The following is a 24,364-nucleotide window of genomic DNA, read 5'->3' as shown; positions in this document are numbered from 1 at the left end:
CTTCCGGTTTTGCGTCCGATCGCGCTCGAAAAGAATGCGATGGACCAGCAGACCACGCCTCCTAACGACACGCTTGCAGCGCCGGCGAAACAGTCCCGCGTCGCACTGAACGTGCTCGCGCTCTGCTTCGTGCTGTCGGTGCTTGGGCGCGGCCTTAGCGACAGCTTCACCGTTTTCCTGAAACCGATCTCGGAAAATTTCGGCTGGGACCGCGCCTCCGTGGTGTCGGTCTACTCGCTGACCTGGCTCGCCAGCGGCCTGACCGCGCCGCTGGTCGGACGCCTGTTCGACCGCTCGGGTCCGCGCGTGGTCTATGCGCTGGGCCTGTCGCTGCTCGGTTGCGCATTCCTCGTTGCTTCACGCGCGCAGGAGCTCTGGCAATTCCAGCTCAGCGTCGGACTCTGCGTCGGTTTCGGCACCGCGCTGATCGGCAATGTGTCGAATTCGATCCTGCTCGGCCGCTGGTTCGGACCACGCCTGCCGACCGCGATGGCCGTGATGTATTCGGCGACCGGCGCCGGCCTCCTGCTGCTGTTGCCGCTGTCGCAGGTCTTGATCGACCGGATCGGCTGGCGCGAGGCCTATCAGGTGTTCGGCATCGGCGCGCTCTGCCTGCTTGTTCCGCTGGTCTTTCTGCCGTGGCGGCTGCTCGCCGGCGGATCGCCGCATATCGTCAGGAAGGCGGAAAGCAGTTTGGCCGACGAAGGCTGGACGCTGCTCAGCGCGATGCGCCACCACGCCTTCTGGGCGCTGTTCTCCACCTTCTTCTTCACCGCGATCGCGATGTATGCGCTGACCGCGCAGATCGTCGCCTATTTGATCGATGTCGGCTTCCCGCCGCTACAGGCGGCAACCGCCTGGGGCTTCTCCGGCGTCGCGCTGTTCGTCGGCATGCTCGGCGTGTCCACCCTCGACGGCATCATCGGCCGCCGGCCCTCGGTATTGTTCAGCTACGGCGTCTCGATCCTCGGCATCATTCTGCTGTGGCTGCTGCAGTGGTATCCGAACTACTGGCTGCTGACCGGCTTCATCATCTGCTTCGGCAGCATGATCGGCTCGCGCGGCCCGCTGATCACCGCGACCGCGCTGAAGATCTTCCGCGGCGAGCGCGTCGGCACGATCTACGGGACGATCATGATCGGCAGCGGCCTCGGCTCCGGCCTTGGCTCGTGGGGCGGCGGCCTGATCCACGACTGGACCCACAGCTACAATCCGCTGATCGCCTTCGCGCTGGTCAATGTGGTGCTCGGCCTGATCCCGTTCCTGGTGGTGCCGGCACTGCGGCGGTGAGTTCGTGACCTGCGCGTCCGCTTACCCCGCGAAGGCAACGTGGAATCCGACCTGAACGCATGCGGCCTCGGACCAGTGCTTGGGTCGACAGGCGTTCGCGAAATGAAACAGGCCGCCAACTGCAGCGGCCCAAGTCGATGGCTCCAATTCCTTGATTGCGAGAACCGGCTCGAGCGGTCTTGTAAGCCACGGAAGTCGATCCTCTGGTCCGGTACTGCTAGTCGCAGCGACGGACCCTCCGGACCGATCCGTCGTCACGCTCGATCGTGACGGTGCGGCATCCGCGATATCCGCGATCATATCCGTAGGCGCGATAAGCGGGTCGATCGTAGTCTCGGTCGTAACGGGGCTGCGGGCCCACTCTTACGCCGCCGAGCGGCGTATCAACGGCAACCTGAGCTGACGCGGGTGCAATGGAAATCGGCGTGGCCATCGCGAAACCGGCCACCGCCAGTGCACCAGCCAGTAACAGCGTTCTCATGAGAGTTCCTCCTGAGTTATTGAATTGCTCTCCAACATCCCAGATAGGGCAAGGTTCCTGCGCGAACTTCATCCGGTGGCCTAGACTTGGTCGCAGCCTCGGATGAATGCGGAGAGAAACCCGCGGCCGCGCGTATTCCTGAACCAGGCAAATGCAACCGAGCAGTCTCGAAAGCGGACTCGGCGCGGAGCAAATAACCCGGGGGCCGGCAAGACAGATATTGTCGCATGTAGCGGCTCGATCTAGGCTTCCGCCGCCGAGGGGCCTCCATGGATATCAAGCGGGCATTACCCCACCCCCAACTTCGCGGCGTCTTACGCGCGTTCGAGGAGAGGCGCGTGGAGCTCGGTAGCGCGGTCCTGGCCTGGCCCGTCGCCGCGCGGCCGCATCAGATCCTGATTGTCCACCTGGCCGATCCATATCGCGTCCGCATCGATGGTGGCCAGGCGAACGCTACGCCTGATACGAGCATTGTCGGTCCGCAAACCTATCGCAGAGCCCACGTTTGTCTGTCGGGCTCGATCCACGTTTTCAGCATTCTGTTTCAACCGGCCGGCCTGAACCGATTGGCCGGAATCGACATGGCGTCGTTGGTCAACCAGGACCCGGCAGCCTCCGATGTCCTCGGCCAATCCGCCACGGTCGTTGGCGACGCCGTGCGCCTGGCGCCGGACTTCGATCTCCGCGTCGCCGCAGTCGAACGCTGGGTTGAGACGATGCTTGAGAAGCGGGGTCCCGACTGCGCGATCGGCGTCGCGTCACGCCGGATGATCGCCATCCGGGGCCATTTGCGGATCGAGGACCTCGTTGCAAATTCCGGCCTCAGCCCCAGTCAGTTCCAGCGTCGGTTTGCGACGCAGGTTGGAATGACGCCCAAACTGTTTGCCCGAACGATCCGGTTCGACCGGGCGTTGGTCGCCCGCCGCGATGCCCCGCACCGGACCTGGACCGACATTATCCACGAACTCGGCTACTTCGATCAGGCCCATTTTATCCGCGAATGCCGCGCGTTCGCCGGCCTGCCGCCGACCGGCCTCGTCGGCGACTGGGACAATATCTTTTTCCCCGGCGGATGACCGAAATTTACAAGCGCTCACGCTGGCTTCCCGGCAAGGTCTGCCCTCACCGAAGACCTGGATGACGGCGAGCATGACGCGACGCAAATTCGTGTCGTTGCAGCCAGCATCGCGGTCGGCGGTCCGAGAGAACCGGAGCGATGGGCATGTCGACGAACCTGGAGCACTTCAAAGCCATCATCGAACGTGGATTTTCTCAAGGCGATCTGACGGTCGCGGACGAAGTTTGCGCCGAGAAGCTGATCGAACATGAGTATCTATCGAAAACCGACCTTCCCGGCCCGCAAATCCTGAAGGCGCAGATCGAAGATGCGAGAGGCAGCATCAAGAACCTGCGGCTCGCGATAGAGGCGATCGTGGAAGCTGGCGATACGGTATGGGCGCGCAGCAAGGCAACAGGCGTCGATCCGCGATCGGGAAAGCCAGTCGCCATCGATGTCATCGACATCTGTCGATTTTCCGGCGGTAAACTGATCGAACACTGGGGCGTGCCCGACCGATTTGCGCTTTTTCACCAGATCGGAGCGCTGCCACCTCCGCCCGGATCAACCTAGTGCTGGCGGGGGGCTGCGAACCACTGCGGCAACATTATCCCGGCACATGACTGGAGCGATGGACAGCATGGCATCACCGCGAATACTCGCCCCACATGATGGTCATCTCGCCGTTCTCGGCGGCGCGAGCGCCCGGTTCATGGTCGAAGGGGCCGACGCCGGCCGGCGCTTTGCGCTCGTCGAGCATCCAATGCAGCCGCACGCTTTGGCAGCACCCATGCACCGGCATCATCGCGAGGATGAGTACAGTTTCGTCCTCGAAGGCAGGATCGGCGCGCTGCTCGGCGAGTCCGTCGTGATCGGTAATCCGGGAGACCTGATTTTCAAGCCGCGCGAGCAGTGGCACACCTTTTGGAATGCAGGGGACACCCCTGCCCGCGTACTGGAAATCATATCGCCCGCCGGATTTGAGGCCTATTTCCGTGAGCTCGGAGCGGAGTTGATCAATGGTCCGCCCGATCCGCAGCGGCTGGCGGCGCTCTGCGCGCGCTATGCGCTCGACATGGATATGAGCAGCGTGCCCGGACTGATCCAGCGCTTCGGGGTTCGCTTTCCGGGAGCGCCACCGTCCACGCCACGCTGATTTTGCAATTGACGCCCTAATTGTTCGTCGTCGGCAGATCGTTCGGGCCGTACTGCTTGAACTCAAAGATCTTGCGCGTCAGGCCGGGGGCCAGCGCGGAGATCGGATTGACGCGCAGCACCGGCGCGCTCGGCGTTCCCACCACTTCATAGGTCACGCCGATCAGGCCTTCATTGCTGCCGGCGCCGAGGAAAATCCCGAAGAACGGGATCTGGCCAAACATGTTGTTCAACCCGTACATCGGAATGAAGGTGCCGTTCATCCGCACCTGGTTGCCGATATAGTCGATGCTGCCTTCGATGGTCGCGCCGATGGTCGGTCCCTTGACCACACCATTGCGGATCGAAAGCTGGCCGCTCTGGCGGGTGAATTCGGCGCGCAGCGCGTCGAACCCGATGCCGTTCTGGGTGCTGACCGGCCCGCCGGCAACGGCGCGATCGAGCTGGGTTTCGCCCTTCACCGAGAAGCCGGTGATATTGATGAGCCCCTCCCTTGGGCTCGGCTCAGGGATCGGCGGCTCCATCGCGAGCGTAAGCTGGCCGCCGACCACCTTCGAATAGGTGTCGATGAAGCGCAGGAACGCGCCGGCGTCGGCGGTCTGCAGATAGATCACCTCGCGGCCCTGCTGGCGTCCGCGCATATCGACCGTGACGGGGGTGTCGCGGCCGACCTTGCCGCTCAGCGTGAACGCCTTGAAGAACCCGTTGCGGCGCGAGACCTTGGCGTCGACGCTCCGCAGCGCTTCGCCGTTGAACCCTGCGACCGCGCCGAGTTTCAGATCGACATCGAAATCGGTGGTCCTGGTCTTGCTCTTGGGATCGCTGTCGCGGCCGGAGATCGCCGACTTCAGGAAGCCGCGGCCGTCGAACACGTCGCCGCGCATCGTCACCTTGATCACGCCGTCGGGACCGCGATCGGCCCGCAGCGATGTCTTGTCGCCTTCCGACGGCGCGTAGGTCGGGAAGTAGGCATTCATGAGGTCGCCGTTCTGGTCGACCTCGAGCGCTCCCTTGATCGACACGCCGGCGCCGTCGATCGAGATGTCCTCGAACCTGGTCGATTGACCCTTCGGCACCACGTTGAAGGTCGCCTTGCCGGCCCTGCCCTGCGCCTTGACCCAGCCCGGAAGAATGTTGTCGAGCTTGAGCTGGGTCAGGTCGGCTTCGACGCCCATCTTGGTGGTGGGGTTGTCGCCGCTGCCGATCTTGCCGCTGAGCTTGATAGGGATCGCGCCCGAGACCGCGGGACCGAGATCGAGCCCAAGGCGCGCGCGGCTCGCATCGTCCAGCGTCGCCTGCAGCTTGACGTCGGCATCGCCCTCAGCCGGCTTGCGGTAGTCGAGCGAGGCCGCCTGCCCATTGATCTTGACGTCGCCCCTGACCTGGAAGCCGGCATTGCTGGCGATCACCTTCAGCGTGTTGGCTTCGAGCTTCTGGTTCATCACCAGCTTGTCGACGGCAACGCCGGAGATGTCGGCGGTGACCGAGTAGAGCGTATCGGCCTTGGTCAGCTCGCCCTTCACGGGCATGCCGAGATTGATCGTCGCGGTGACGTTGCCCTTGCTGGCGTTGGGATCGATCGGCGGACCGGAGAGGTCGCTGAGCCGGTCGGAGGCGAGGATTTCGGCGGCGGCCGGCACCGGACAGTCGACCCGGAACTTGACCTTCGACGGCGACGGCTTCGGCGCCATGTCCGGCACCTCGAAGGTGAAGTCCGACAGCGTGATCTTGCGGCCCGCCGGCGTGTCGGCAATGCCCTGGTTGATGGTCACGGTCGCGGTGCGGCCGGTCACCCGGGCCTTCAGATCCGCGTCATGCACCGCGGGCATCTGATCCACCGGACGCACCGTGACACCCGAGGCGACAATGTTGACCGACAGGCCGTCATCCGGGATCGGCGGTCCCTTGCGCGACAGGTTGTGCACCGGCGAATTGACGCCGACATCGATACGCTGGAGCGTGCCGCGGTCGATCCGCTCGAGCACCCATTCGCGCACCTCGGGCACGATGATGATCGGCCATATCCGTTTCAGGGCCGAGGCCGACATCGGCGTGCCGGCGAATCCGAGTTGCAGCCGCGGCTCGCCGGAATAGTCGATGCTGCCGGTTCCGGCGACGCCGATCTCGCCATTGGAGATGTCGGCCTGGGTCAGCAGCACGCGCTTCTTGTCGGTGTCGAACCGGAAGCCGATGTTGATGCGATTGAAGATCAACGGCGGTTCGTTCTTGTCGGCGTCGGCCAGCACGATGGTGCCGCCGGACAGGCCGGCCTGCCAGTCGGTGACGTTGTCGTTCGGCGGCTCGAGATGGCCGAGCAGTGTGATGCGGTTGGCGCCCGAGATGATCTTGATCGGCGCCAGCAGCACGCGCCGCCCCGAATCCCATTCGACGCTCATCTCGGCCGAATCGACCGGCATCGGATAGTCGGGCGTGTCGGTGTCGATGATGTTGCCGGCGCCGACATTGATCTTGCCGCGGAAGTAGGTCGGCAGGCCGTCGCGGCCGAGTTCGCCCTTCATCTCGCCCGACAGCGGCAGGTCGGCGGTGTAGGTCAGATCCTTGGTCCGGAGCGCGAGCAGGATGTTCCGGGTGGAAACCTTGTCGGCCTTGATGTCGACCGAGCGCACGCCGTTCTGCTGCGGTCCGACCAGCACGCGCACCGACCAGGGTTTTGCGCCCTCCTCACCGAAGCTGAGCGCAACGCCGCCGCCGCTCGGGCGCCGCAGGCTGAGGCTGATGTTCTCAAAGCTCCATTTGTTGCCGCGCTGCTGATCGTCGACGACGAGATTGCCGTTCTTCAGGCCGATCTCGTTGAGGTTCTGCCCGTCGAGGCCGGTCATGCTGAGGCTGTCGAGCCAGTCGAGACCGGCGAGTAGCCCGCTCTGGGCCGAATCGGGTGACGCCGAGGGCTCGGCGGCCGCCGGCGGCGAGGCAACCGGCGGCGGCGGTGCTGCGGGTGTCGGCCGCGGGAATGTCGGCGGCATCCCCGCCTCCCGCTTGGAGGCAACGCCGGTGGCCAGCGGCTTTGCGGTGTCGCCGGCGGACACGGTTACATTGCCGTCGGGCGTGATGCGCACCGACAGTTCCGCATCGACCAGATTGAGGCTCTCCGCCCGCAACTGGCCCATCAGGAGCGCGGTGCCCGACAGGCGCACTTCGGCCTTGGGCGCGCTCGCAACCACCGCATGGTCGCGGTCGCGGACGATGATGTCGCGGATGCGCACCGCGATCCTGACGCGGCCGGCGCGCTCGATCTGCGTTCCACCGACTTCGACCGTGTTGCCGTGGCCGATATTCTCCTCGATCGCCGCGGCAAGCCACGGCGTCGCCATGTCGAGATTGATCGGGCCGGCGCCGAGCCGCCACCACAGCGCGCCGAAGCAGGTCGCGAACATCGCGAGCAGCACCACGAGGACCAGTCCGATGCGACGGATCCAGCGCTCGCCGTTCAGCCAGCGCTGCATGCCGGAGCAGAAATCGGTGAAGCGATGCAGGTTGGTGTTGGAACGCGACAGCAATTGCCGCGCACGGTTGCCCGCCGCCTCATCCTGCTCGTCCCACGCAGCGTCGTCTTCCCATTGCGAGAAGTCAGCCCCGGCGCGCGGATTTGGACCCTGCGGCGACGTGTTCCTTGCCATTGCCTCTCGGTGCTGACGGCGAAGCTGATCGCCGCCATCGGGGCGCCCGTCGATGCGTATCGAGCGCTCCTGTGCCGGCATCGCCGCCTATCCTCGCCTAATCATGTTACTCGCCGATGGCCCCCAGAACGGACCAAACCAACCAATCAAAAGCCAATTCAGCAAGCGGACGGGTCACGCGTCGAATTCCTTGTCACCATACTCCGTGGCCATCAAACTTGCCCAGCGGCCGGAGCGAATCCGGCCGCCGCCAATAAGACCCGCAATACCCCAATGGTTGAGCTTCGGAAAGCGACGAAAGGAAGGCGTATGTCCAAGAAAACGCGCAAGAAATCCTCCAACACAACCGGAAAGCGGGTCGCAACAAAGGTTGCGCGTGCCGCAAGCGCAAGCACTGGGAAGTCCGCGACGAAAACCCGCACAGCGGTTGCGAAGAAGGCAGCGGCCAAGAAAACAACTAAGAAAACAACTAAGAAAACGACCAAGGCAACGAAAGCAAAGACCGCAGCGGGTGTTCGAAGCAAAGCCTCGCACAAGGCGGCATCGAAACCGTTAAAGCGAGAGCCGGCCGCGACCGTGACCAACTCGTCCGCCGTCACACTTGCCGAGGGCGCCACGGCGCCTGGCTTCAACCTGCCGCGCGACGGCGGGGGCAGCGTTTCGCTGAAGGATTTTGCCGGCAAGCAGCTGGTGCTGTTCTTCTACCCCCGCGCCGACACCCCCGGCTGCACCAGGGAGGCGATCGATTTCACCCGGCTCAAAAGCGAGTTCGCAGCTTCAGGGACCGAAGTGGTCGGCATTTCCGCCGACACGGTTAAGGCGCAGGAGTCATTTCGAAACAAACACCAGCTGTCGGTGCCGCTGGTCTCCGATCCAGCCCACCAGATGCTGGAGGCGTATGGCGCCTGGGGCGAAAAATCCATGTATGGCAGGACCTTCATGGGAATTATTCGCACCACGGTTCTGGTCAATTCCAGCGGAAAAGTCGCCCGCGTCTGGCGTCATGTGAAGGTCGACGGCCACGCCGAAGCGGTATTGGAGGCTGCCCGAGCGCTCTGACGGGAAGAGTTCCGTTTCCTGAAAATTAACCATGACGGGCTCAAATCGGCCCCGCAAATTAGCCGTACGGAGCTTGGTCCGACCGGCCGCGGGAGTACCGATGTCGAGCCGGTCCGGTCACCACCATGAACATCACAAACACCATCATCCGCAGGACCATGGCCGGACGCCGGCGCGCCGTCCGGCAGCCCATCACGCTGCACCCGCAGCGGTGGCGACCTCCGGCGAGGGCTATACCCTGGTCCATGCCGGCAAGCAGGTCCGGTTTGGGCCGGTGGTGTTCTGGATCATCGTCGGCACGGTGGTGCTGCTCGGCATGTGGTCGGCGGCGACGGCGACCTATTTCGCGTTCCGCGACGACGTGCTGACCCGGCTGATCGCGCGCCAGGCCGAGATGCAATACGCCTATGAGGACCGCATCTCGGAGCTGCGCGCCAAAGTCGACCGCACCACCAGTCGCCAGCTGCTCGACCAGGAGCAGTTCGACCAGAAGCTCGACCAGATCATGAAGCGGCAGTCGACGCTGGAATCGCGCGCCACCGCGCTCGGCGCGATGCCCGACGTCACCAGCACCGGATCGATCAAGCCGCAGGGCCGCGCCGAGGCTGCGCCGTCCTCCGGCACGCTAAAACCCTCCCCGATCAGCGACACCGTGATCTTCGTGGCGCCGCCGGATCGCGAGGCACGGCTGGAATCGCGCGCGCCGCTGATCGCCAAGACGCAGCCGAACCAGTTCGCCAAGGCCCAGGGCGTCGACAACGTGCTGGTCCGCCTGCAAACGTCGCTTGACCAGGTCGAGCGGCGCCAGGTTGCCGCGCTCGCCTCGGTCGAGGACAGCATCGATTCCAAGGTGCGCCGGATGCGCGGCGTGATCTCCGATCTCGGCCTCAACATGGCGCAGCTCGAAGCGGCGACGCCGCGCTCCGGCATGGGCGGGCCCTTTGTCCCTGTGAAACTCTCTGCCGACGCCGGCGCGTTCGAACGCCAGCTCTATCGCATCAACATCAACCGCGCACAGATGCAGCGGCTGAACCAGACGCTGGCGCTGGTGCCTTACCGCAAGCCCGTGGTCGGTGAAGTCGAATTCACCAGCGGCTTCGGCGTCCGTACCGATCCCTTCCTCGGCCGGCCGGCGATGCACACCGGCCTCGACTTCCGCGCCGCGCAGGGCGATCCGGTGCGTGTCACCGCCAACGGCAAGGTGGTGTCGGCGGGCTGGGCCGGCGGCTATGGCCGCATGGTCGAGGTCGATCACGGCAATGGCCTGTCGACGCGTTACGGCCACCTCTCCGAGATCGGCGTCAAGGTCGGTGAATACGTCAAGATCGGCCAGGTGATCGGCGCCGTCGGCTCGACCGGCCGCTCCACCGGTCCGCATCTGCATTACGAGACCCGCATCGACGGCGAAGCGGTCGATCCGCAGAAATTCCTCCGCGCCGGCGTCCGGCTCAGCGCGGGCTAGCTCAATCGCACAACGATCGATCTGAACAATCGGCGCAAGCGGTCTCGCTTGCGCCGATCACGCGTGTCGTGTCAGCGGCGGCCGCCGCCGCCCATGCCGCCGGGCGGCCCACCGCCACCGAATCCACCGCCGGGCCCGAACGGACCACCACCGCCACCGCCACCGGGACCGAACGGCCCGCCGGGCGGGCCGAAGCCACCGGGACCGGGGCCGGTCGGTCCACCACTCAGCGGATCAGGCGCAGCCCCGCCGCCTGGCGGGCTGCCGCCCGGCATGCCGGACGGCGCCCCACCGGGGCCGCCACCCGGACCGCCGCCACCAGGCGCGCCGCGGCCGCCAGGTCCCGGTCCATGACCCGGCCCGGATCCGCCACCGGCGGGGCCACGGCCCGGCGTGCCCGGGCTCTTCACCGACGAGCCCGGGAACTTGCCGACCGATTGCACCGATTCGACGCGCAGCTCACGCGGGCCCGACAGCTGCGCGTTGACGACGACGCGCGTATCGGCCGCCGGCGAGAACCGCGAATGGTCGCGCGCGACAAAGCCGGAGCCGAGCTGCAGGTCATTGCCGACCCGCCGCACATAGGCCTCGATCAACAGCCGGTTCGCGCCGGCGAGATCGGAGAAATCATCGGCGCGGCTGCGCGACACCTGCATCACGCCCTGCGCGAGATGTCCTTCGGCCTGCACGCGCTGACCGACCAGCGCCGCATCGACGCCGGCGAGCTTGAGCTCGCCGATCCGCAAGACCCCGGCACGGTCGCGCTCGAGCGGCCCCGCGACGCGCGCGGCGGCGTCATGGCGCTCCTGCACCAGGCTTGCGACGACGACGCCGTCGGTGCGGCGCAGCCCGAACACGGCGACATGCGCGCCCACCTTCAGCCAGCTCTCGCGTCCGGTCCAGGCGACCGTCTGGCCGAGCACCGTCAGCCCGCCCGGCTTCATTTGCTCGACCGGCCCGGTCACCTCGCTGGTCACATCGATGCGTTTGGTCGACAGCGCGCCACCGGCGTCGCGCTGCGCCACCACGCGCGCGAGCTGTCCGATCCGCAGCGCCTTGGCGCTCGCCGCCTCGCCGTCGATTCTGACCGGCACGTCGGGTGCATAGGCGACGCGCTCGCCATTGACATAGATCGAGCCGAACCGCTGGATCACGCCGACGATGCCGGTGCCACCGATGCCCTGATCGGAACCGGTGATGCCGGTGCCGCCGATGCCCTGATCGTTGCCGCGCTTCTTGACCTGCGCGCCCGCGAGCGACGTTCCGGCAAGCCAGAAGCCGACAAGCAGCGCCCGGCGCGAGATAACGGGCGGACCGTTCACGACGCACCGCCTTCGTCGGCATCGTCATCGACCGGGCCGTCTGGACCCTCGCGATAGATGTAGATGCCGAAATTCCAGCGATAGTCGCCGCCCTTGTCTTTTGCCAGCGCGCGGTTGGCCTCGCGGTTGGCGACCTTGAGCGCCTCCATCGCGAGCTCGCGCGAGCGGCCCTCGAGCCGTTTTGCCAGTTTGGCCGACAGTCCGTCGTAATGCACCGCGCGTTCGAGGAAGCGCGGCGCGGCCGAGGATACGTTGAGCTCGGCGGCCGCGACATGGTCGTGCAGGTTGCGGCCGAGATAGTGCCATTTGCGGTCGTCGTCGCCGTGCGGCACGAAGGCCTCCTCGACCAGCATGATCTCGTCGTCGTCATTGATGGTGACGAGCTTGCGGTCGAGCCATTCGTCCAGCACCGCGCGCGGCCGCACGTCCTTGGTGATCGATTCGACCAGCGTCTCGAACGACGGCGCGCCGCCGTCGGCGGTGCGCGGCAGCGGCAGCGGATCGCCCTTGGCATCGGTGAACTCGGGCGCGGCCAGCCAGCGCGCGATGATCGCGCTGGTGCGCGACAGCGTCGCCGGCACCGCATTGACCGGCGCGCCGGCGCCGCGCAGCCGCGCCACCTCCTTGCGGTGAATGCCGGTCAGCAGGCTGACGCGGCTGTCGGTCTGCTCCTTGCCCTCGAGCGCGAAGTCGTGCTCGGCGACGTTGACATAGAGCTCACGCAGCAGCTGGGTCAGGGCCGGAAACGTCATGCCGCCGCGGATGCAGAGCCGCACCAGCGGGCGCAGCATCCGCGCCAGCGGCGCATGCAGCTTCGCTGCGGCGATCGGCGCGGACGATCCCACCTTCGACTTCGGGGCCTTGGCATTCATGCCTAACTTTTAGCCGCCCGCGCCGTGGGACACAATCCCACCTCACTTGACGTGTGACATTTTCCCACTTATGGGAAACAAAATCACCTCCGGACACAGTCCGCGCGCTCGCTAGCGGGTGCCACGGTGCCCGGCATTGCCGCCATCGCCACGGACCGCTCCATGACGTCTGCCCGATTCGACCTTGCGATCGCGGAAGCCTGCCGGATCGCCCAGGTTCCCTTTGAGGAGTTCGTGTCGACGGTAATGGCGGGCGGCTATCCCTGCCTGCCGGGCGTTGCGCCCGGATCGCCGCGCCGCTTCGACGAAACCGACCTGCTTGCGCTCTACATCTACGGCCGCCTGCTCGCCTTCGGCTTCGGCGGTCTGCGCGCCGGCGAATATGCCTGCCGCGCGCATGCCGGCCTCCGCGCCGAGCCACGCGCACAATCGATCTCGATTGCGCTGACGCCCGACGGCGGCAAGCGCGTCGTCATCGAGCAGGATCTGCAGCGCCCGGCAGCGGCAATGCTGCCCGAGCGGATTCATTTCGACATCGCCGCGATCAGGCGCCAGCTCCAGCAACCGGCCGACCGCGGCGCCGCCGAGCCGGCCTGACGCTCCGCTAGCAACTCGCGCATTTGCTCGCCCGCCCCGCGCCATCGCGGCGCGATCGCACCGTCATGCGTTCCGATCCTTACTCCCAGAAAAGTTGTCCACCGCCCCACGTGGGACATAATCCCACATTTTAGTCCGACGCCATTGACGTGTGAAATTTTCCCACGTATCCAGAATCCGTTCAGCAGGGAATCCGACGCAATGTCTCTTCGTTCGGCCCGCGAATCCGGTTCGTTTCACGAATCCGATTCGTTTCACGAATCCGGTCGGTTCGCCGCCACCACATTCCGCTTCACGCCGCAGGTCCCCTGCGGCCCGATCGAGCCGTTGTTTCCGGCGCTGCTGCGCTCGCTGGTGTTCGCCGCCGCGCTGGCGCTACCGTTCATCGTCGCCCTGTTCGTCGCATGATCCGGATCGAGCCGCCCATGATCGTCGTCAACGAGCCGGCCCGGCGTCCGTCGGTGCTCCACATCTTCAAGGTCTACTATCCCGACCTGTTCGGCGGCACGCTGACGGTGATCCGCGATATCTGCGCCGGACTGAAGGACACCTTCAACGCCGCCGTGCTGGTCTGCTCGCGCTCCGGCGGCGAGCGGCAGATCGTGGTCAACGACGTCGCGGTCGAGCGCGTGCACTCGTTCGGCGACGTGCTGTCGCTGCCGGCGGCGCCGACCTATCCGTGGCGGCTGTGGCGCCGCATCGCCGAACACGATCTGCTGGCGCTGCACGCCCCCTTCCCGCTCGCCGACCTCGTCTTCGCATTCGGGCTCGGCCGCACCCGCCCGCTGGTCGTGCACTGGCACGCCGACATCGTCTCGCAAGCCGCCTTGCGGTTCCTCGTCGAGCCGATGATGCGGCGAACGCTGCGCCGAGCCGCCGCGATCATCGTCTCCGATCCGGTGCTGGTCGAAACCACGCCGCTGCTGCAGGAATTTTCCGACAAGTGCCACGCCGTTCCGTTCGGCGTCGATGTCGCGAAATATGACCGGCCGGCCGCCCAGGCCGACGACGTCAACGCCCGCGGCCGTCTCGTGCTCGCCTGCGGACGGCTGGTGCCCTACAAGGGTTTTGACGTGCTGGTGCGCGCCGCGCATGCCCGCAATTTCGAGGTCTGGATCGTCGGCGAGGGCCGCGAGCGCGACAACCTCGAACAGCTGATCCGCGACTATGGCTTGCAGGACCGCGTCCGCCTGCTCGGCTCGGTGTCCGAGAGCGAGCGCGTCAAGCTGATGCGCATCGCCGACGTCTTCGTGATGCCGTCGGTGACCAATGCGGAGACCTTCGGGCTGGCGCAGCTCGAGGCGATGGCCGCAAGCCGGCCCGTCGTCAACACCGGGCTCGACACCGGCGTTCCGCATGTCGCCCGCGACGGCCTCGAGGCCATCACGGTGCCGCCCGGCGATCCCACCGCGCTTGCCGACGCCATCGAGACGCTGATCAACGATCCCGAGCGGCGCCGCCGCATGGGGCAGGCCGCGCGCCATCGCGCGATGACGAAATACTCAACCGCAGCCTTCAAGGAGGGAGTCGAGACGGTGTATCGCAAGGTCGTTACCGAGGAGGCCGCCGCAAGGGACGCAGGGTCGTCAGCCCCAGCCCCGCGTCCCCGAACGGCAGGTTTCGTCGGCGCGATCCAGATCGCGGCAACACTGGCCTGGTCCGACGTGCGTCATCGCTACGTCCGCTCCCTCCTTGGACCCTTCTGGATGTCGATCCAGATGGCGATCATGGTGGCCGTACTCGGCTCGGTCATCGGCCATCTCTCCAACGCCAGCGCGGTGGCGCGGCTGCCGATGCTGGCGGCGAGCCTCACCGCATGGACCTTCCTCAACAGCGTGGTACTCGACGCCACCACCGCGCTGCAGGGCTCGGCCAGCCTGATCAAGGATCGCGCGCTGCCGCCGGTGATCTTCCTGCTGCAATGTACCTTCCGGCAGGCGCTGTTCGCCGCCCATAACGCGATCGTGCCGCTGCTGCTCTGGCTCGTGCTGACGCCGCACGATGTCGGCGGCGCCATCGCCGCCCTTCCCGGCCTCGTTCTGTTCGTGGTCTGCACGCTGGGCCTGAGCCTCGTGCTCGGCGCGCTGGCGACGCGTTACCGCGACATCAAGCCGATCATCGAGTCCTCGCTGACGCTGGCCTTCCTGGCCTCGCCGATCATCTGGACATCCGAGATGATCGATCGCGGCTCGACCGTGATGCGGCTCAACCCGCTGACGCATCTGTTCGCGATCTGGCGCGACCCGCTGGCGACCGGTCATGTCGCAACGGCAAGCGTGATCTACGTGCTGGCCTGCCTCGCCGCGCTCGCGGTCGCCGCGATCGTGACCATCACCCATCTGCGCAAAGCGGCATTCTGGATCTAGGGCATGGCAAGCATCCACCTCCGCGACGTCTGCCTCGATTATCCGCTGTACGGCGCCTACGACTTCTCGCTGAAGCGCCGCCTGCTCGGCCGCCTGTTCCGCCAGACCAGCGAGATGCGGACCATCCGCGCGGTCGACGGCATCTCGATCGAGGCGAAAGCCGGCGCGCGCATCGGCCTCGCCGGTCCGAACGGCTCCGGCAAGTCCACCTTGCTGCGGCTGATCGCCGGCGTGTTCCCGGCGAGCAGCGGCCGCGTCGAGATTTCCGGCAACATCGTGCCGCTGCTCGGCCTCGGTGCCGGCGTCAATCTCGATTTCGTCGCCGCCGACAATATCAGCCTGCTGCTGCGGATATCGGGACACAAGCCGACGCCGGCGGTCCTGGACGAGATCTGGGCGTTCACGGAACTGGAGGAGCGCATGCGGCGGCTGCCGCTGCGCATGTTCTCGTCGGGCATGCTGATGCGTGTGCTGTTCGCGACCGCGACCGCGTTTCCCGCCGACATTCTGCTGCTCGACGAATGGCTCAGCGTGGTCGACGAGATTTTCTCGGCCAAGGCCGAGCAGCGGCTGCGCAAGATGGTCGAGACCGCGGCGATCGTGATCATCGCCTCGCACGACCACGCCCTGCTGCGCCGGACCTGCAACAGCATCATCAATCTCGATCACGGCCGCATCGCCAGCACCTTCGCGCTGGATGCGCCCGTCCCGCATCACCTCGAGCTCAGAGAAATCAGCGTATGACAAAGATCCTGGTCGTCAGCGAGGCGCTTGGCGAGCCCAACCACAAGCGCGGCATCTTCCATTTCACCCGTGAATTGATCCGCTCGCTGGCCGGCGACGGACATGCCCTGACCCTCGTCGTGGAGACCACGCGCCGTTACCGGAAGCTGCGCCGCAGGCAGCAGCGGACGCGCCTGCTGCCCGAGGACTCACGGCTGATCGAGCTGCTCGCGCTCTATCGTTACCTCGATGAAACCGACATGAACTCGCCGATCATGCGCGGCGGCCTGCGCCGCACCGTCGACTGGTTCAAGCACAAGCTCAACGCGGCGACCTCGCTCGAATTCATCATCGCCTTCCTGCGCTCGATTCATCTGCTGCCGACCAGCGTCAAGCTGATCGAGAACCGGACCGAGGGCCTCGAATACATTCCGACCGATTTGCGCCATCTCGAGTTGTTCGGCGATTTCCTGCTCGAGCCCGGCTTCTACAGCTATCAGGACACGTCGGCCCTGACCCGGTTGCCCCCGCCACGGGTCGATGCGCGCGACTATGACGTCATTCTCGTCGACACCCCGACCCGGGTTGCGATCCAGCGCCGCCCGGGCGCAAAGGTGATTTGCGTCGTGCATGACCTGTTGCCGATCACCGATCTCAAGCTGGACGACATCGCAACCCGCCTGTTCCTGTCGCGCCTTTTCACCAGCGTGAATCAGGCTGACGAGCTCGCCTTCGTCTCGAACTACAGCATGAACCGCTTCCGCGCCCTGCTCCCGCAATATGCGCACATTCCGGCGCGAGTGGTTTATCCGCGGACCCGTTTCGACGTCGCGGAAGCGCCGCTTGCGCCGGTGCCAACCGCGGTCCCGACGCGGCCGGGCTTCGTCGTCATCGTCTCGAACGAGCCCCGCAAGAACCTCGCGGCCGTCATCCGCGCCTTCCGCAAGCTGCCGGAGGCCGATCTCGTCGTGATCGGCTATGCCGGTGGCGCCAACCAGGCGCGCAACCTGCCGAAGAACGTCCGCTTCTCCGGCTATGTCGACGAGCACGAGGAGGCGGCACTGATCGCGGGCGCGCACGGCCTGATCATGCCGAGCCTCGCCGAAGGCTTTGGCGTGCCGATCATCGAGGCCTTCGCGGCCAATACCCCCGTGCTGTGCTCCGATATTGCCGTGTTCCGCGAGGTCGCCGGCGAGCTTGCCGACTATTTCGATCCGTTCTCGACCGAATCGATCTGCGCCTCGGTGCGACGCGTGCTGGCGCAGCAGGAGCAATGGCGCGACCGGATCCGCGAGCGGCGGACCGAACTCGTCGAACGCTTCGGCCACCACACTCAGGCGCGCGACCTGCTGTCGCATCGGGCGGCCCCGGACGTCGCGGCCGCCGCCGCGGCGCTCACCACCGCGATGGCGACCTTCAACGGTGCAACGGCGCACGGCGTGTGACCGGTCATGAGCACCGATTCCGACGCCATTGGTCTCGCAACCGAACCGCCAGCACGATGGCGCGATCGCGTCCGCGCCTGGTCCGGCTCAGTCGCCTATTTCCGCGCCACCGATACCCTGATCGCCCTGGCCGCGACGTCCCTACCCTGGTCGACCACGGCACTCGCCGTCTTCATGCTGCTGTGGCTTGTCGCCGTGATCCCGACCGTCGACTGGGAGCAGTTCATTGTCGACCTCGCGGAGCCGGCCTTTGCATTGCCGATCGCGCTGGTCGCACTTGCCGTGATCGGCGTGGCGTGGTCGGAGACAAGCTGGCCCGAACGGCTGCAGGGCATCAAGCCGCTCGGCAAGCTGCTGCTGCTGCCGTTCCTGCTCGGCTACTTCCAGCGCTCGCAGCGCGGGCTCTGGGTGTTCCTGGCCTTCCTGGTATCGTGCACGGTGCTGATGATCCTGTCCTGGATTGTGCTGGCGCTGCCGCAGCTCAAGCTCGCGCACACCGCCTCCGACGGAGTGCCGGTCAAGAACTACCTCGACCAGAGCCAGGAGTTCGCGCTCTGCGCGTTCGCGCTGGCGCTGCCGGCATTGACGGCGCTGCGGGCCCGGCAATGGCGCATCGCAGCCGGCGCCATCGCGCTGATGCTGCTGTTCGTCGCCAACATGCTCTACGTCGTCTCGGCGCGGACCGCGCTGGTCTACATGCCGGTGCTGTTGATCCTGTTCGCCTCGCTGCATCTGTCGCGGCGCTCCACGCGGCTGCTGTTCGGCGGGGTGGCTATCATCAGCCTCGTGGTCTGGACCACGTCCCCCTACCTCCGCCAACGCATCGCCGATGTCGGGATCGAGTATCGCGCCCACGACACCTCGGGCATCGCCTCCACCGCGCAGCGCCTGACCTATTGGCGGAAGTCGGTGAAATTCATCGCCGAGGCGCCTTGGCTCGGCCACGGCACCGGCTCGATCAGGCACATGTTCACGCAGGATGCCGTCGGGCAAACCGGCCTTGAGGCCGAGGTGATCAACAACCCGCACAACCAGACCCTCAATGTCGCTATCCAGTGGGGGCTGATCGGCATCCTGCTGCTCTACGCGATGTGGACCAGCCACATCAGGCTGTTTGCCGGCCGCGATCTCGTGACCTGGATCGGGCTCGCCGTGGTCGTGCAGAACATCACGAGCTCGCTGCTCAATTCGCATCTCGCCGATTTTCACGAAGGCTGGATGTACGTGATCGGCGTCGGCGTCGCCGGCGGCATGGCGCTCCGCGCCCGCCGGCCGGAGAGGAGTTTGGCGTAGATTTGTGCCTCACGCCGCGCAACACATTCGGTGTCGTCCCTGCGAAAGCAGGGACCCATAACCACAAGTGCTGATTGTTGCGCGATGCTGGAACGACAAGTCCCGCTCACAACATCCGCCGCGGAGTATGGGTCCCTGCTTTCGCAGGGACGACGATGGTGTTGCGGCGCGAGCGGCGCCTCCCCCTATCGCGACGCCTCGTGCCCGACCTCGCCGGTGATGACGTCGCCGAACAGCTCCCACGCCTCGCCGTTGAAGCGCATCAGCTGCATCTGCTCGATCGGGAAGTAGTCGTCGGGGGAGGTGTTGACCATGACGCCCGGCAGCATCAGGTCGGAGTGGAAGTTCTTTAGGTTGGCGGCCTGCTTCATCACGTTCTCGCGCGTGAGATTGTCGCCGCATTGCTTCAGGACCTGCATCATCGCCTCGGCCTGGACATAGCCATAGAGGTTGTTGGCGTTGGCCTTGTCGCCGTCGGGATAATACTTGCCCATGAACGCACGCCAGCTTTGCACCGCCGGATCCTTGTCCCAGGTCGGATCGGTCGGGTCCTTCAGATAGGCCGTCGAGATGATGCCCTTGGAGAACTCGAGCCCGGCCGGTTTCAGCACCGAGGCGACCGAGGTCGCGGTGTTGGCGAGGAAGAATTTCGGCTTCCAGCCGAGCTCGCCCACTTTCCGGATCGCCTGCGCCGATCCCTTCGGCGCCGCCCAGGAGAAGAAGATGTCGGCGCCGGAATCGTGCAGCGCAACGATCTGCGAATCGACCGAGGGATCGGAGACCTCGTAGGACTTGTCGGCGATGATCATGCCGACCTTGTCTCCGAGACCGTCCTTCAGGCCCTTGAACTGATCCTTGCCGGCATCGTCATTCTGCCAGAACACCGCGATCTTGCTGTCGGGGAATTTGTCGCGAATGTACTTTGCGTAGATGCGGCCCTCGCTCTGGTAGTTGGGCTGAAAACCCATCGTCCAGGGGAAATTCTTGGGGTCGCCGAATTTGGTGCCGCCGGAGGCGACGAACAATTGCGGCACCTTCTTGGCATTCATGTATTTCATGATTGCCGAATTGGACGGCGTGCCGAGCGGCTGGAAGATCAGCAGCACCTCGTCGCTCTCGACCAGCTTGCGCGCCTGCTCGATCGCCTTCGGCGGCGAATAGGCATCGTCGTAGCTGATGAAGTTGATCTTGCGGCCGTTGATGCCGCCCTGCTCGTTGATCATCTTGAAGAATGCGGCCTCGGTCTTGCCGATCACGCCGTAGGACGACGCCGGGCCGCTATATGGCATGATGTTGCCGATCTTGATTTCGCCATCACTCGCGCCGGGATCGTATTTCTTCTGCGCGGTGGCCGCGGTCGCGGTCAGTGCGACTGAGGTTGCGATCAGCGCGGCACTTGCGAACGCCGCGATTGCGCCAATATATCCGAAACGAGCCGGCATCGTTTTCTCCCGATTTTTGTCGTTGGTTTTGGCGGCAAGTCTCGCAAGAGACGCATGTGCTGGCAAGCGCTGGGTTTTTCCGTTGGGCGAAACGGCATTGTTGCCTGGCGCTATTTGTGATTGAAGGTCGATCTGGGGATCACGAGTCGAGGCGTTCTGATTGCGTAAACCGGACATCCGTACCGGTCCGCGGCATCCGCATCTTGCGGCCGCGGGCTATGGGATCACGCGCCGCCTCAGCGAGTCCGCGCTGGCGAAGCGTGGCCTGCACAAGGCCAATGGCGAGTTCGCGCAGCGCACGATCGCGTCGATCCGCGAAAAGCTGCAGCGCGGCGAGACCGTCTACATCGCCGGCCTCGCCTGCCCCGGCACGCACAATACCGGCGTCGCGCTGGTCGAGATCACCCAGAAGGACGGACCGCGCCTGATCGTCAACAACGAGGAAGAGCGCTTCTCCGGCAACAAGCACACCAACGAGTTCCCGCAACACGCGCTCGACGACATGCGCAGGGTGTTGCAGCGGATGGGCCGCGACATCGGCGATATCGCCGCCTTCGTCACGACGTGGGACTATCCGGCGCTGCTGGCGATGCTGATCCGCACCTCGCTCGAGGAAGCGCCGGCCAGCCTCAAATTGCTGCGCGCCCCGATCGCACCGGCAATCAATCTGCGCCAGCTGGATCAGGTGCGGCGGCTGTCGCGCCGACTCGGCAGGATGTACGGGCTCGACAAGCAATTGCCGCTGATCTGCATGCCGCATCACGACAATCACGCCTGGTACTCGTTCACCGCCTCGCCGTTCGCCGATACGCGCGAGCGCGTTGCGATCGCGGTGCTCGACGGCACCGGCGACGTCGGCTCGATCTCGCTCTATGTCGCCGAGAACGGCGAGATGAAGCAGCTCTATTGCAATGAGAGCCTGTTCGACTCGCTCGGTGCTTTCTACACGGTGATCTCATCCAGCCAGGGCGGCTGGACCTGGCTCTCCAGCGAGGGCCGCTACATGGGCGCCGCCGCCTGGGGCGACATGAACCGCGCCACCAATCCGTATTATCAGCGCCTGAAGGCGGTGCTGCAGCTCGGGCCCAATGGCAGCGTGCAGCTCAATCGCGCGATGGCCAATTGGTACGCCGATCCCGCCGACAATCCCTATCATCAGCCGCTGATCGATATTCTCGGACCGCCGCTGCGCCCCGACCAGCTCTGGAATCCCGACGCCGTGCTGCGCGTCGAGGACATCAATCACCGCCCCGACACCAAGGACCGCGTCGACAAGGCGGCTGCGACGCAATTGGTGTTCGAGGACGCGATGATCCATGTCATCGACCATCTCCTGCGCACCACCGGCACCGACCGCCTGGTGCTGACCGGGGGCGTCGCGCTGAACGCGCTCGGCAACATGCGGCTGCTCGAGCATTTCGACGAGGCGTGGTTCGAACGGGCGCAGCAGCGCAAGACGCGGTTGCATATGTGGGTGCCGCCGGTGCCCGGCGATCCCGGCGTGCCGATCGGCGCGGCCTGGCTGTTCGCGCATATGGCGGGCGCGCCGCGCGGCGCGCCGCTGTCGCACGCATTCTATTGCGGCCTGCCGCCCTCGAACGCCGACATCACGACGGCGCTGCAAGCCGACGACGTTGCCTCGACAGAGATCGGCAATGTGGCGACGTCAGAGGGCCGCGACGCGGTTGCCGACCTGATGGCGTCCATGGTCGCGCAAGGCGGTGTGATCGCGATCTATCAGGGCGCCGCCGAAACCGGCCCGCGCGCGCTCGGCCACCGCTCGATCCTCGCCAATCCCAGCGACCCCGAGGTGCGCGAGCGGCTCAACGAGCGCGTCAAATATCGCGAGGCGATCCGGCCGCTGGCGCCGATGGCGACGCTAGAGGCCGCGCGCGGCTATTTCGAGCTCGAAGACGGCGCGTCCGACGCCGACTACAACGCCTACAACTACATGGTGCTCACGGCGCATTCGAAGCCCGAGGCGCGCGCGAAGATTCCGGCGGTGGTGCATGCCGACGGCACCGGCCGCATCCAGATCGTGCGCGAGGCCGACGATCCCCTCACCCATGCCTATTTGAAGGCGCTCGGCCGTCATATCGGCGTCGAGATTTCGGTCAACACCTCGTTCAATGTCGCAGGTCCCATCGCGCAGACGCCGGCGCAGGCGATGGACACGCTGCGCCGCTCCAAGGGGCTAGATGCCGTGGTGCTGGTCGCCGACGACGGTACCGCCTATGCCGCCTGGCACGGCGGCGAGCGCGACAGCGGACGCTTCAGCGGATGGTATGCGGCGTGGAAGCAGGCGCGCGGCTGAACCAGGCCAGCACACGGCCGTCGATCAGCAGCAGCGCGATCGCGATCACGAGCGCGCCGATCACCTCGCGCAGCGCGATGGGCTCGCCGAGCACGAGATATCCGAGCAGCATCGCGGTGACCGGAATCAGCAGCGTCACCAGCATCACATTGGTCGCGCCGGAACGCCGCAGGATCTGAAAGAACACGATATAGGCTAGCGCCGTCGACAATGCCGCGAGCCCGAGCACGGCGAGCCACGTCGTTGCGTGGGGCATCGGCAGCTGCCACGGCCGATCGACGACGGCGGCGATGGGCGCCATCAGCACCGCCGAGGCGATCATCTGGAACGTCGCCGTCCCCAGCGGCGGCACCCGCTCCGGCAGCCGCCGCCCGACCAGCGCAGCGATGCCGTAGCTGAAGGCGCCGGCGAGGCACAGCAGGATGCCGATGCCTTGCCGGCTCTCGAAGCCGAGCGCATCGCCGTGCAGGATCGCAACCCCGATCAGCCCGACCAGGACGCCCGCCACGCGGCGCGCCTGCAGCCGCTCCTCGCCGGCCGCCGCCATCACGACCACCGCGAACAGCGGCGTCGTCGCATTGAGGATCGAGGCCAGCCCGCTCGGAATATAGGTCTGCCCGAACACGATCAGCGCAAACGGCAGCACATTGTTGAACAGCCCCATCGCAACGAACGGCGCCCAGCCGGACAGGCCGCGCGGGAATTCGATTCTGGCGGCCCGCAGCAGCGGCAGCAGGATGATCGTGCCGAGCAGGACGCGCAGCAGCACCAGGGTCAGCGGCGGCAGTTCGCGCAGGATCACGCCGTTGAAGAAGAACGAGCCGCCCCACAGCACCGACAGCAGGACGAGCAGCCCCCAGTCGCGACGATCGATGCGGTTGTCGGCGGAAGGCATGTCGGGCACTCACCTGCAGTCGGACAGGTGACTAGCGCGGCGCCGCGAATATTCCACCCGATTTCCGCGAATGGCGGCCCCGCCTATTTCGGCCGCGACACGATCTCGATCATCTGGCCCTCGTCGGCGTCGGGCGCATGGGCCTTCGCCTTGTCGTAGGCGGCGAGCGCGGCGCGGCTGACGGGCACGCCGGGCAGCAAGGTCTCGGCGAGCCGCACGGCGTAGTCGGCATCCTTGTGGCGCAGCCCCGCGGTGAACGACGCGCCGGAGAAGTTGCGGTCGATCATCCGCTTGCTGTGGCGGATCACCTGCGGGCTTGCCACAGCGCCGGTCGCCAGCGCCTCGGCCACCAATTGCATGTCGAGGCCCGCCTGCTCGGCGATCGCCACGCCCTCGGCGAGGCTTGCGATCTGCACCGCGCCGATCAGGTTGTTGATCAGCTTGAACACCGTGCCGGTGCCGACCGGGCCGAAGTGCCGGATCGTGCTGCCGATCGGCGCGAGATAAGGCTGCGCGCGTTCGAGATCGGCCGGATCAGCGCCCACCAGCAGCGTCAGCTTGCCGGCGGCCGCCGCCTCCGGCAGGCCGGTGACCGGACAATCGATGTAGATCAAGCTGCGGCTGTTGAGCTCGCGCGCCATCTCGAGCGTGTGCTGGTACGAGACCGTGGAGCATTCGATCGCGAGGGTACCGGCCTTCATGTTGGCGGCGGCGCCGTCCTTGGTCAGCCAGACCGCGCGCGAAGCCTCGTCGTCGGCGACCATGGTCACGACAGCATCGGCGTCGATCGCGGCATCCTCCGGCGAGGTCGCCCACAGCGCGCCGCGGGCGATCAGGTCCGCGGCCTTGGCTTTACTCCGGTTCCACACCGCGACCGTGAAGCCGGCATCGAGGTAACGGCCGGCCATGCCGTGGCCCATGCGTCCCAATCCGATGAAAGCGACGCGCGGCAT

At 66.0% G+C, this 24,364-nt stretch carries 19 protein-coding genes; 13 read left to right on the top strand and 6 right to left on the bottom strand.

Annotated elements, in window-relative coordinates; all coding sequences use genetic code 11:
- The first annotated feature begins 39 nt into the window (after positions 1 to 39).
- From ACE10X_RS20680 to ACE10X_RS20665, 4 genes are all read left to right on the top strand, one after another.
- Positions 40 to 1,290 (top strand): MFS transporter, encoded by a 1,251-nt coding sequence (locus ACE10X_RS20680; protein ID WP_304555514.1) that lies wholly within the window; start codon positions 40 to 42, stop codon positions 1,288 to 1,290.
- Between the two features lie 750 nt (positions 1,291 to 2,040).
- Positions 2,041 to 2,847 carry a helix-turn-helix transcriptional regulator gene (locus ACE10X_RS20675; protein WP_080583602.1) on the top strand — a complete coding sequence of 269 codons (807 nt, stop codon included), beginning with the start codon at positions 2,041 to 2,043 and terminating at the stop codon, positions 2,845 to 2,847.
- 146 nt (positions 2,848 to 2,993) lie between these two features.
- Positions 2,994 to 3,401 carry an ester cyclase gene (locus ACE10X_RS20670; RefSeq protein ID WP_375764514.1) on the top strand — a complete coding sequence of 136 codons (408 nt, stop codon included), beginning with the start codon at positions 2,994 to 2,996 and terminating at the stop codon, positions 3,399 to 3,401.
- A gap of 58 nt (positions 3,402 to 3,459) precedes the next feature.
- Positions 3,460 to 3,984, top strand: a complete 525-nt coding sequence (locus ACE10X_RS20665) for a cupin domain-containing protein (protein WP_085970827.1) — start codon at positions 3,460 to 3,462, stop codon at positions 3,982 to 3,984.
- Between the two features lie 16 nt (positions 3,985 to 4,000).
- On the opposite strand, the gene ACE10X_RS20660 is transcribed toward ACE10X_RS20665, so the two are convergent.
- Positions 4,001 to 7,702, bottom strand: a complete 3,702-nt coding sequence (locus tag ACE10X_RS20660) for a DUF3971 domain-containing protein (protein WP_304555517.1) — start codon at positions 7,700 to 7,702, stop codon at positions 4,001 to 4,003.
- 228 nt (positions 7,703 to 7,930) lie between these two features.
- Here ACE10X_RS20660 and ACE10X_RS20655 point away from each other — a divergent pair, with 228 nt between their 5' ends.
- Both ACE10X_RS20655 and ACE10X_RS20650 read left to right on the top strand, forming a co-directional pair.
- Positions 7,931 to 8,680: a peroxiredoxin gene (locus ACE10X_RS20655; RefSeq protein WP_162832453.1), complete on the top strand. Its 750-nt coding sequence runs from the start codon at positions 7,931 to 7,933 to the stop codon at positions 8,678 to 8,680.
- A gap of 100 nt (positions 8,681 to 8,780) precedes the next feature.
- Positions 8,781 to 10,142, top strand: a complete 1,362-nt coding sequence (locus tag ACE10X_RS20650; RefSeq protein ID WP_051003328.1) for a M23 family metallopeptidase — start codon at positions 8,781 to 8,783, stop codon at positions 10,140 to 10,142.
- A gap of 71 nt (positions 10,143 to 10,213) precedes the next feature.
- Here ACE10X_RS20650 and ACE10X_RS20645 read toward each other — a convergent pair whose 3' ends face one another.
- Together ACE10X_RS20645 and ACE10X_RS20640 are read right to left on the bottom strand one after the other, a co-directional pair.
- Entirely contained in the window at positions 10,214 to 11,464 is a 1,251-nt protein-coding gene (locus ACE10X_RS20645; RefSeq protein WP_304555518.1) for a DUF5666 domain-containing protein, read from the bottom strand.
- Positions 11,461 to 12,336 carry a DUF6502 family protein gene (locus ACE10X_RS20640; protein WP_038388399.1) on the bottom strand — a complete coding sequence of 292 codons (876 nt, stop codon included), beginning with the start codon at positions 12,334 to 12,336 and terminating at the stop codon, positions 11,461 to 11,463. The genes ACE10X_RS20645 and ACE10X_RS20640 overlap by 4 nt, the downstream gene beginning before the upstream one ends.
- Positions 12,337 to 12,498: 162 nt before the next feature.
- Here ACE10X_RS20640 and ACE10X_RS20635 point away from each other — a divergent pair, with 162 nt between their 5' ends.
- The 6 genes from ACE10X_RS20635 to ACE10X_RS20610 all read left to right on the top strand — a co-directional run bounded on the left by ACE10X_RS20635 (position 12,499) and on the right by ACE10X_RS20610 (position 18,760).
- Positions 12,499 to 12,933 carry a hypothetical protein gene (locus tag ACE10X_RS20635; protein WP_038388400.1) on the top strand — a complete coding sequence of 145 codons (435 nt, stop codon included), beginning with the start codon at positions 12,499 to 12,501 and terminating at the stop codon, positions 12,931 to 12,933.
- 201 nt (positions 12,934 to 13,134) lie between these two features.
- Entirely contained in the window at positions 13,135 to 13,341 is a 207-nt protein-coding gene (locus tag ACE10X_RS20630; protein WP_038388401.1) for a hypothetical protein, read from the top strand.
- 17 nt (positions 13,342 to 13,358) lie between these two features.
- Positions 13,359 to 15,299 (top strand): glycosyltransferase, encoded by a 1,941-nt coding sequence (locus tag ACE10X_RS20625; protein ID WP_304555519.1) that lies wholly within the window; start codon positions 13,359 to 13,361, stop codon positions 15,297 to 15,299.
- A 3-nt stretch (positions 15,300 to 15,302) separates the two neighbouring features.
- On the top strand, positions 15,303 to 16,043 hold the full coding sequence (locus ACE10X_RS20620) for an ABC transporter ATP-binding protein (RefSeq protein ID WP_038388404.1): 741 nt from the start codon (positions 15,303 to 15,305) through the stop codon (positions 16,041 to 16,043).
- Complete coding sequence (locus tag ACE10X_RS20615; RefSeq protein ID WP_375764513.1) at positions 16,040 to 17,467, top strand: glycosyltransferase family 4 protein; 1,428 nt, start codon at positions 16,040 to 16,042, stop codon at positions 17,465 to 17,467. The genes ACE10X_RS20620 and ACE10X_RS20615 overlap by 4 nt, the downstream gene beginning before the upstream one ends.
- Positions 17,468 to 17,473: 6 nt before the next feature.
- A complete protein-coding gene (locus ACE10X_RS20610) occupies positions 17,474 to 18,760 on the top strand; it encodes an O-antigen ligase (protein WP_038388406.1) in 1,287 nt (428 codons plus the stop codon).
- Between the two features lie 185 nt (positions 18,761 to 18,945).
- Here the strand turns inward: ACE10X_RS20610 and ACE10X_RS20605 are convergent, their stop codons facing one another.
- The gene (locus ACE10X_RS20605; protein ID WP_038388407.1) at positions 18,946 to 20,202 is read right to left on the bottom strand and encodes an ABC transporter substrate-binding protein; all 1,257 of its coding nucleotides are present in this window, start codon (positions 20,200 to 20,202) and stop codon (positions 18,946 to 18,948) included.
- 160 nt (positions 20,203 to 20,362) lie between these two features.
- Here ACE10X_RS20605 and ACE10X_RS20600 point away from each other — a divergent pair, with 160 nt between their 5' ends.
- Complete coding sequence (locus tag ACE10X_RS20600; protein WP_375764512.1) at positions 20,363 to 22,516, top strand: carbamoyltransferase C-terminal domain-containing protein; 2,154 nt, start codon at positions 20,363 to 20,365, stop codon at positions 22,514 to 22,516.
- Here ACE10X_RS20600 and ACE10X_RS20595 read toward each other — a convergent pair.
- Positions 22,476 to 23,411, bottom strand: a complete 936-nt coding sequence (locus tag ACE10X_RS20595) for a DMT family transporter (RefSeq protein WP_375764511.1) — start codon at positions 23,409 to 23,411, stop codon at positions 22,476 to 22,478. The genes ACE10X_RS20600 and ACE10X_RS20595 overlap by 41 nt on opposite strands.
- An 83-nt stretch (positions 23,412 to 23,494) precedes the next feature.
- On the bottom strand, positions 23,495 to 24,364 hold the full coding sequence (locus ACE10X_RS20590) for an NAD(P)-dependent oxidoreductase (RefSeq protein ID WP_375764510.1): 870 nt from the start codon (positions 24,362 to 24,364) through the stop codon (positions 23,495 to 23,497).

The sequence above is a fragment of the Bradyrhizobium sp. Pha-3 genome, assembly GCF_042258325.1.
Lineage (GTDB): Bacteria > Pseudomonadota > Alphaproteobacteria > Rhizobiales > Xanthobacteraceae > Bradyrhizobium > Bradyrhizobium elkanii.
Note: the sequence above shows the minus strand (reverse complement) of the source record. Positions and strands in the feature narration are given on the sequence as shown.